Genomic DNA, 6850 nt, shown 5'->3' with positions numbered 1-6850 from the left:
ACGAACTCGCTCATCGGGGTGGTGCCTTTCTCATCGTCTGTTGTCGTCGTCTGTGACGGTATCGTCAGATAAGAGAGGCGATCGGGGCGGATGGTTACACCGACGCCCAAGATTTTTATGACTGCGCGACCGCCGGCGCTTCCCGGCTCCTGATCGGTTTGGTCACTCGCTTCGCCACACACGGCGGCATCCCCGCCGTCGCGCCTGCCGCCTTGCGCCGGTAGGTGCTGGGCGGGACGCCGACCAGCTCCGTGAAGCGCGTGCTGAAGGTGCCCAGCGACGCGCAGCCGACCGCGAAGCAGACCTCGGTGACGCTGAGGTCGCCGCGGCGCAGCAGCGCCATGGCGCGCTCGATGCGCCGGGTCATCAGGTAGGCGTACGGCGACTCGCCGTAGGCGAGCCGGAACTGGCGGCTGAGGTGTCCCGCCGACATGTTCACACCGCGGGCGAGCGCCTCGACGTCCAGCGGCTGGGCGTACTCCCGGTCGATCCGGTCGCGGACACGGCGCAGCAACGCGAGGTCGCGCAGGTGCTGCGCCGTGACGGGTCTGCTGGTCACGTGCGAATCGTACGTCGTGCCGGTGACATTCCCGCCTGGTCCCTCATCCGTGACGCAGGTGCTCCCGGCTGAGGTCGAGGAGCATGCGGACGTGGGCGTCGGCGAGGCGGTAGTAGATCATCCGGCCGGACCGGCGGCTGGCCACGATGCCGGCGGTCCGCAGCAGCCGGAGCGCGTGGGACACGGCGGTGTCGCTGACGTCGACCGTCTCGGTGAGGTCGCAGACGCACAGCTCGCCCGCTTCGAGCAGGGCGTACAGGAGCTGGGCCCGGGTCGGGTCGCCGAGCAGCCGGAACAGCTCGGCCAGGCGGGCGGCCTCCTCCGGGGTGACCAGCCGGTCCCGCGTCGCCGCCACGCGCGCCTCGTCCGGCTCCACGGTGGTGCAGGCGTCCAGACGGGCGACGGCTTCCATGTTCAACTCCTGAACAGATGCTCAAATGATAATGAGTATCGTACCAACTCGGTCACCCGTATCACCAACCATTCGTTCGGCACCGGGATCCGGGCCCCGGCATTCCGGGCCCCGCGACATCGTGAGTCACGGGCCTGGAATCTTCACTCTTCTCCAACTAGGACAAACGTCATCCCGTTGGGTACATTGCGCGAACATGAGGAGACCGCTCCGGTCATAGCCGGACACATCGAGGGGGCGCGATGAAGGCCCGTATCACGGGCGTCGCGACGTATCTGCCCGAACGGACGCTGACCAGCACGGACGTCGAGCACCGGATCGAGGGATACGTCCCCCACCGGGGGATCGTCGAGCGGATGACGGGGATCCGCCGGCGGCACGTGGCACGCGATGACCAGCAGGCGTCGGACCTGGCGGTCGAGGCCGTCCGCAGGCTCGGCGGACCCGGGCCCGGGCCCGGGCCCGGACCCGGCAAGAACGGCGTGACCGGTGGAAGCGGCGCCGACGGGCCCGGTTACGCCGACGCCGATCTGCTGATCTTCGCGTCCGCCTCGCAGGACATGGTCGAGCCGGCCACCGCGCACATCGTCGCGGCCAAGCTCGGCCTGTCGTGCCCGGTGTTCGACGTCAAGAACGCCTGCAACAGCATGCTCAACGGCATCCAGGTCGCCGAGGCGCTGATCCTGTCGGGCGCGCACCGCACGGTCCTGGTCTGCTCCGGCGAGACCCCGTCGCGGGCGATCCGCTGGCAGGTCCGGGACCGGGCGCAGTTCGTCGACTCCTTCGCCGGGTACACGCTGTCGGACAGCGGGGCCGCCGTGCTGGTCACCGCCGACGACGAACGGGGCATCTTCTACCGCGACTTCTCGGCCGACTCCACCGCCTGGGCCATCGGCACCCTGCCGGGCGGCGGTTCCGCACACCCCCGCGACCCCGAGTACTCCTACTTCCGGGGCGACGGGCGGCGACTGAAGGAGGCTTTCGAGCGGATCGGCCCCGACATCTTCCTCAACGCGCTCAAGCGCACCGGCCTGACCTGGGACGACTTCGCCGTCGTGGCGGTGCACCAGGTGGCGCTGCCGTACCTGGACTTCCTGGCCCGGACCCTGGACATCCCCACGGACAGGCTCGTGGTCAGTCTGCCCGAGCACGGCAACTGCGCCTCGGCCACACTCCCGCTCCAGCTCGCCATGGGCCGCTGGGAGCCCGGCGACCGGGTGGCCCTGCTGGGCCTGGGCGGCGGGATCAGCATGGGCGTGATGCTGGCGGAGATGTGATGGACCTCTGGGTGATCATTCCGGCGTACAACGAGGCCGGCAGCATCGGCGCGACGCTGCGCGCGCTGCAGGCGCAGGACGACCGGGACTTCACGCTCCTCGTGGTGGACAACGCGAGCACCGACGGCACCGCCGAGGTCGTCCGGCGGCACGGCGTTCAGGTGATCTCCGAGCCCCGCAAGGGCACCGGCGCCGCCTCCGACACCGGCGTGCGCCACGCCATCGCGGCCGGGGCGACGCACATCGCCAGGACCGACGCCGACTGCCTGCCCCGCCCCGACTGGGTGCGCAACATCCGGCGCGCGTTCGGCGACGGGCTGGAGATGGTCGGCGGGCAGCTGCGGCCCCGGACCGACGAGTTCCGGCTGAAGTTCTGGGAGCGGCGGTTCATCCCGTTCGTGATCCAGGTGGCCGCCACGTTCGGCCGGTTCCGGCCGGGCAACCGGGACCCCCTCTACAAGGGGCCGTACGTGATGATGCCCGGCTGCACCCTCGCGATCACCGCGGATCTCTACGAGCGCGCGGGCGGCTTCCCGCGGACCGCGATCGAGGAGGTCCACGAGGACCGCGCGCTGGTCAACCGGGTCCGGAAGGTCACCTCGGCGTACGGCTCCCGCCGCGACGTGGTCGTCTACGGCTCGGTGCGGCGGCTGCGGGCCTACGGCCTGGCGGGCACGCTGGCCTGGTACGCCGACCACCGTTACCGTCCCGACGTGGTCGACGTGCGATGAGTCCCGCCCCGTCCGCCGCGCCGCCCTCCCGGCTGGACCACGAGGCCCGGCTCTACCTGGCCGCGCATCCTCTCGCCTATCCGCTGGTGCGCCTGCTGGCCCGGCTCGGGCCGGTGGTGCGGGTGCCGGGGCTGGGCGTGGTGGTGAACGACGCCGCCGTGGCACGGGCCGTACTGAACGACGAGCGGTTCCGCAAGGACGGGCCCGGCTCGCCCGCAGACCTGTGGACGCCGGTGCTGGGGCCGTCGGTGCTGCTCAACATGGAGGGCCCCGACCACCTTGCGCTGCGCAGGAAGCTGATGCCGCTGTTCACCCCGGCCTACGTCTCCGGCCTGGTGGCGGACGTGCTGCGCGAGCCGCTGAAGGCGCTGGACGCCCGGCTGGCGCGCGGCGAGACCGTCGACCTGGTGGACGCCATGCGGGTGATGGCCGGAGCGGTGATCTGCCGCACGATCGGGCTGGGGGAGGTGCCGGAGGAGCGGGCCAGGGAGCTGTTCGCCGAGGGTGAGCGGGTCGTCTCGATGGTCTCGCTGCGCTCCCGGCGGCTCTCGGACCGCCAGGTGGCGATCGCCCGGCGGGTGCTCGACCGGATCGGGGACATCGCCCAGGCCGCCTACGAGGCCGGAGACGAGTCCACGGTCATGGGCAGGATGCGGGTCCAGGGCCTGTCGGCGGCCGAGGCGAGGGGCGCGGCCGGCGCCTTCTTCCTGACCGGCACCGAGACGGTCGCCACCTTCGTCCCCCGCCTGGTCGCGCTCGTCTGCGACCACGGCACGACCGTGGACGGCCCGGACCGGCTCGACCGGGTGATCGACGAGGCCATGCGGGTCACCACCCCGACACCGGTCATGCTGCGCTCGGTTGCGGAGCCCGCGTTGGTCGGCGAGGTGGCGGTGCGCCCCGGTGACCGGGTGCTGATCGCCACCCACAACTGCGCCCGCGCCCACGGCCCCTTCGACCCGTCCCGGCCCCACCCTCCCGAGCTGCGCCACCTGTGGTTCGGCGCCGGGCCGCACTTCTGCATCGGCTACCCGCTGGCGCTGGCCGAGATCCGGGCGGTGGCGTCGACGGTGCTGTCCCACCGCGTCCGCGTCGTACGGCGCCGCGCGGCCCGGGGGGTGCTCATCCCCACCTACGAGCACCTGTGGATCACCGCTTCCTGACCTCGCGACACCGCTCCGCCACCTCCCCGCTCCCCTTCCCCACCCCCACCTTCAACCCCCGTGAACTGGACTCCTCCCCATGAACGACATCATCACCGGGATCATGGCGACCGCCGGGCGGGAGCCGTACCGGACCGCGATCATCGACGGCCGGGGCCGCGAGCTGACCTACGCGGAGCTGGCCCGCCGGGTGGACGCCGTCCGCGCCACCCTGGCCGCCCGGGGCGACGGCGCGCTCCAGCCGGGGGACGGCGTGTTGTTCGCGGTCCGGCCCGGCGTGGACGCGGTCGTGACGGCCCTGGGCGCGGTGGCCGCGGGCGGGATGCTCGTACTCGCCGACCCCGGCCTGGCCCCCGGGGTGCTGGCCGCCCGGATGGCGGCGACCCGGCCGAAGTGGGTGATCACCGAGTCGCTGCTGCACACCCTGAGCGGCCCGCTGAAGGGCCTGGCCCGCCGCCGCGGCCTGCTCCTGCCCGACCTCCGCGACCCCCTGCCCGGCCACCCGGTCCGCCACCTCTACACCGGCCCCTGGCTCCCCGGCGTCCCCCGCGGCGCCCTCCGCCTGGCCTCGGTGCTCAAGACGGTGAACGGCCGAGGCGTCCCCGGCCCCCACCACACGGATCAACCGGCTGCGGCGATCTTCACCTCCGGGACCACGGCCAGCCCGCGCGGGGTGGTGCACACCCGGGGATCCCTGGCGTCGGGACTGGAGCTGTTCCGGGAGGCGTTCCCGCTCGGACCGGGGGACGTCGTCCACACCGACCAGCTGATGCTCGGGCTGCCCGCGCTGATGGCCGGAGCCACCTGGTCGCTCCCGGGCGGCGGGCCCCCGGCCGAGGAGCTGGCGGCGCGGCGGGCGACCCACACGTTCGCGGTCCCCGTACGGCTGGACCGGATGCTCCGCGAGACGCCCGTCCTGCCCGAGACCCTGCGTTACCTGCTGCTCGGGTCGGCTCCCGCGCCCGCCGGGGTGCTCCGCCGGGCGGTCGAGGCCGGGCCGGAGGTGCTGTCGGTCTACGCGATGACCGAGGCGCTGCCGATCTCGATCGCCTCGGCCCGGGAGAAACTGGAGCACACCGAGAAGTACGGCGAGGGGGACCTGCTCGGAGCGCCTCTGCCGGGGGTAGGGGTACGGGTGGCGGACGACGGCGAGCTGTTCGTCTCCGGGCCGCACCTCGCCCGGGGCTACCTCGGCGAGGAGCCGCTGCGCGAGGTCGCCACCGGTGACCTGGTCCGTGTCGAGGACGGCCGGCTGGTCCTGCTCGGCCGGAAGAAGGACATGATCCTGCGCGACGGGTTCAACATCTACCCGGGTCTCTACGAGCCCGCGATCACCTCGCTGCCCGGCGTCGCCGAGGCGGCGATCGTCGGCCTGGCCGATCCCGGGACCGGGGACGAGGAGGTCGTGCTCGCCGTCGTCCCGGCGGCGGGATACGACGAGACGCTCCTGCGCAAGGCGCTCCCCGACCTCGTGGACGCCGCCGCGCTCCCCGACCGGATCGTCTCCCTGGACGTCTTCCCCCGTTCCGGCCGCGCCGACAAACTCGACCGCGCCGCCCTGCGCGCGAGGGTGTCACCGGGTGATGGAAGGAGTACGGGGTGAGGATCGCGGTGACGGGGGCCTCCGGGTTCGTGGGCGGCGCGGTGTGCCGGGCCGCCCGTGCCGAGGGGTGGGAGGTGCACGCCTTCGGCAGGCGGGCCTCAGTGGGGGCCGGACACGTCGGCGGTGCCCCGTACCGGGCGTGGGATCTGCTCGGTGAGCGGCCGGAGCTGCCGGAGGTGGACGCAGTGATCCACTGCGCGGGGAGCGTCACCGACTGGGGACCCGCCCGCGAGATCTGGGCGGCCAACGTGACCGGGACCGCGAACGCGGCGGCGGCCTTCCCCGGTGCGCGGTTCGTGCACGTCAGTACGGCCAGCGTCTACGACCCGTTCCGGCCGACCGTGATGGCGGGCGAGGACGAGGCGCCGGTCGGCCGGTACGTCAACGCCTACGGGGCTTCCAAGGCCGCCGCCGAACGGGCCGCGATGCGGGCGGCGCCGGGCCGGACGGTCGTCCTGCGCCCGCACGCCGTCTACGGGCCCGGGGACACGACCCTGCTCCCCCGGGTCCTCGGCGCGGTCCGGGGCCGGAGGCTGCTGGCGGTGGGCGACGGGCGGCAGCGCGTCAGCCTGACCTCCATCGGCAACCTGGTCCGGGCCTGCCTGCTGGCCGCCGCGCCCGCTGATCGTCACGCGGGGCACGGCGTCTTCAACGTCACCGACGCCGAGCCCGTCGTCCTGGACGACGCCCTGCGCTCGATCCTCCGGGAGCGGGGCATCGACGCCGAGCCGTACTACCTGCCGCTGAAACTGGTGGAACCCCTCGCCGTCGCCGCCGAGACGGCCTTCCGGCTGCTCGGGCGCGCGGACCCGCCCCGGCTCACCCGCTACGCCGCCGGTCACCTCGCCGTCGAGCGCACGCTGGACATCACCGCCGCCCGGGAGAGGCTCGGCTACCGGCCGGACGCGACGTCCTTCGCCGGCGCCGCCGCCTGGTGATCCCCGACGTCCCCCGCCGGCGCCGCCACCGCCCGATGACCGGGGAGCGCCGGACCTTGACGCGAGTCGAACCTCGACGTGAGTCGAACCTTGACGTGATCTGTACGGCGTATCACTCGTGCCGCGGCACAGTCGTCCACGGGGTGTAATTACCCTGTGACGTTCAG

At 73.0% G+C, this 6850-nt stretch carries 7 protein-coding genes; 5 read left to right on the top strand and 2 right to left on the bottom strand.

The genetic code is table 11. From position 1 onward, the window contains the following. Positions 1 to 115 precede the first annotated feature (115 nt). Both IEZ08_RS18235 and IEZ08_RS18230 read right to left on the bottom strand, forming a co-directional pair. The gene (locus IEZ08_RS18235; protein ID WP_068928177.1) at positions 116 to 559 is read right to left on the bottom strand and encodes a helix-turn-helix transcriptional regulator; all 444 of its coding nucleotides are present in this window, start codon (positions 557 to 559) and stop codon (positions 116 to 118) included. A 43-nt stretch (positions 560 to 602) separates the two neighbouring features. Beyond that, positions 603 to 971 carry an ArsR/SmtB family transcription factor gene (locus IEZ08_RS18230; RefSeq protein ID WP_068928178.1) on the bottom strand — a complete coding sequence of 123 codons (369 nt, stop codon included), beginning with the start codon at positions 969 to 971 and terminating at the stop codon, positions 603 to 605. Positions 972 to 1213: 242 nt separating this feature from the next. Between IEZ08_RS18230 and IEZ08_RS18225 the strand changes: the two genes are divergently transcribed. From IEZ08_RS18225 to IEZ08_RS18205, 5 genes are all read left to right on the top strand, one after another. Continuing rightward, on the top strand, positions 1214 to 2248 hold the full coding sequence (locus IEZ08_RS18225; protein WP_068928179.1) for a 3-oxoacyl-ACP synthase III family protein: 1035 nt from the start codon (positions 1214 to 1216) through the stop codon (positions 2246 to 2248). After that, positions 2248 to 2979 carry a glycosyltransferase family 2 protein gene (locus IEZ08_RS18220; protein ID WP_068928180.1) on the top strand — a complete coding sequence of 244 codons (732 nt, stop codon included), beginning with the start codon at positions 2248 to 2250 and terminating at the stop codon, positions 2977 to 2979. Before IEZ08_RS18225 ends, IEZ08_RS18220 begins: the two co-directional genes overlap by 1 nt. Next, positions 2976 to 4142 carry a cytochrome P450 gene (locus IEZ08_RS18215; protein ID WP_229803232.1) on the top strand — a complete coding sequence of 389 codons (1167 nt, stop codon included), beginning with the start codon at positions 2976 to 2978 and terminating at the stop codon, positions 4140 to 4142. The genes IEZ08_RS18220 and IEZ08_RS18215 overlap by 4 nt, the downstream gene beginning before the upstream one ends. A gap of 79 nt (positions 4143 to 4221) precedes the next feature. After that, a complete protein-coding gene (locus IEZ08_RS18210) occupies positions 4222 to 5745 on the top strand; it encodes a class I adenylate-forming enzyme family protein (RefSeq protein ID WP_068928182.1) in 1524 nt (507 codons plus the stop codon). Then, positions 5742 to 6683, top strand: coding sequence for an NAD-dependent epimerase/dehydratase family protein (locus IEZ08_RS18205; protein WP_068928183.1), 942 nt, complete (start codon positions 5742 to 5744; stop codon positions 6681 to 6683). Before IEZ08_RS18210 ends, IEZ08_RS18205 begins: the two co-directional genes overlap by 4 nt. The last annotated feature ends 167 nt before the right edge of the window (positions 6684 to 6850 follow it).

The sequence above is a fragment of the Planobispora rosea genome, assembly GCF_014648175.1.
GTDB classification, from domain to species: domain Bacteria; phylum Actinomycetota; class Actinomycetes; order Streptosporangiales; family Streptosporangiaceae; genus Planobispora; species Planobispora rosea.
This window is presented reverse-complemented; position numbering and strand designations above follow the sequence as displayed.